This window comes from Ameyamaea chiangmaiensis, assembly GCF_013376175.1.
GTDB classification, from domain to species: Bacteria; Pseudomonadota; Alphaproteobacteria; order Acetobacterales; family Acetobacteraceae; genus Ameyamaea; species Ameyamaea chiangmaiensis.
In genome coordinates, this window is sequence record NZ_JABXXR010000302.1 from 1 (window position 1) to 1418 (window position 1418).

At 67.4% G+C, this 1418-nt stretch carries 1 protein-coding gene; it reads right to left on the reverse strand.

Annotation, left to right across the window (positions count from 1 at the left end; genetic code table 11):
* A partial coding sequence (locus HUK82_RS16585; RefSeq protein ID WP_256127067.1) for an FUSC family protein occupies nt 1–1418 on the reverse strand: 1418 nt, incomplete at both ends.

Genomic DNA, 1418 nt, shown 5'->3' on the forward strand with positions numbered 1-1418 from the left:
AAGGCGCGGGCCACGGCGCGCAGCGCGTGGCGTGCGCGTCCGCGCGCGCTGGTCGGCCAGACACTGGTGAACATGGCGTAGGTGATGGCATTGCCGATCATGATGCCGACGATCCGGTCGCGCGCGGTGGCCATGTCGGTCGTGGGCCCATAGCCCTTGAGCACGGTCAGATAGAACGCAAGCCCGATCTGAAACCCGCCATAGGCGATCCGTTCGTCACCGGCCTTGACCCAGGCACCCAGGAGCGAGACGGCAAAAACCAGCATCAGAAACCCGGTGATCCCGTCGAGATGCGGTATCACGGCGATGATCGCGACGATCCCCAGCGCACCGCCGGCCAGCGCACCGGCGATGCGCAGCGACAGTTTGGCGATCATCTCGCCCATCGTGGGCAGCGCGACGATGAAACAGGTGATGATGCAGGTGTGGATACCGTCCCAGTCGAGCGCCTTGAACAGCAGGTAGCTCGTCATCACCGCGGCCGTGCCCTTGACCGCGAAACGGACATGGTCGGGATTGGTGAAAGCGTCGGGCACGAAAAATCCTGACGGCGCTTCGGCATTGGGGGCCTGCGTATCAGGGCGCGGTGTGGAAAAGCCGCCCAGGAGGCGATCGATGGGCGTGTGACCGGGAGCCGTCTCGTCAGCGGGGCAATCGCCATGGGCGAAGGCGTCGGCGCGGGCGTCGATCCGGGCGATCAGGCCGGGGGAGGCCTCGTGCCGTTCCAGCGCCAGCGCCAGAACCGCAACCGATGAGAACGCCGCCTGTCGCAACGCGTCCAGTTCCGGCTTCGGCCAGAGGAATTCGAAGCGCGCCATGCCGAGCGCCTTGAGCATGTCCGCGGCCCCCTGCCGCAGCAGATCGGTCGCGCGTTCGCGTTCGACGGGGTCCGCGCCGCGCAGCAGGCGCGCGGCCATGTAAAGCCGTGCGGCGATCCCGTGCATCGCGACGGTGCGGGGCGACGGGCAGATCAGCAGACCCAGCACCAGCATGACCGCGCCCGGCACGGCGAGGAACAGGTCGGCATACAGCAGGGCGCGGGTGATTACCTCGCCCACCGGAACGCGGTCGATCGTGACCAGTGCATAGACGATGATCAGCCCGAGCATGTACGCCACCGGGCGCAGCTTGCTGGCCGAGCCCAGAAAGAAAAACCCGAACGACAGCAGTGCCGCCGCCACGACCAGCCCCAGAGGATGGTCGAGCGTCAGGGCGATCAGCCCATACATCAGCGTCAGAAGCACCGCGATCAGGATATTGACGCCCACGCCGGCCAGCGCGTTGGTCACGCGGTCTTTCTGCCATAGCGCCATGGTGACCAGCGCGGGCACGGCGAGATCGGGCACCTGCCAGATCTCGCCGACCAGCACCGTGGCGGTGCAGCCGGCCGCCATGCGCAGCGCATACCCGCCGCGCCC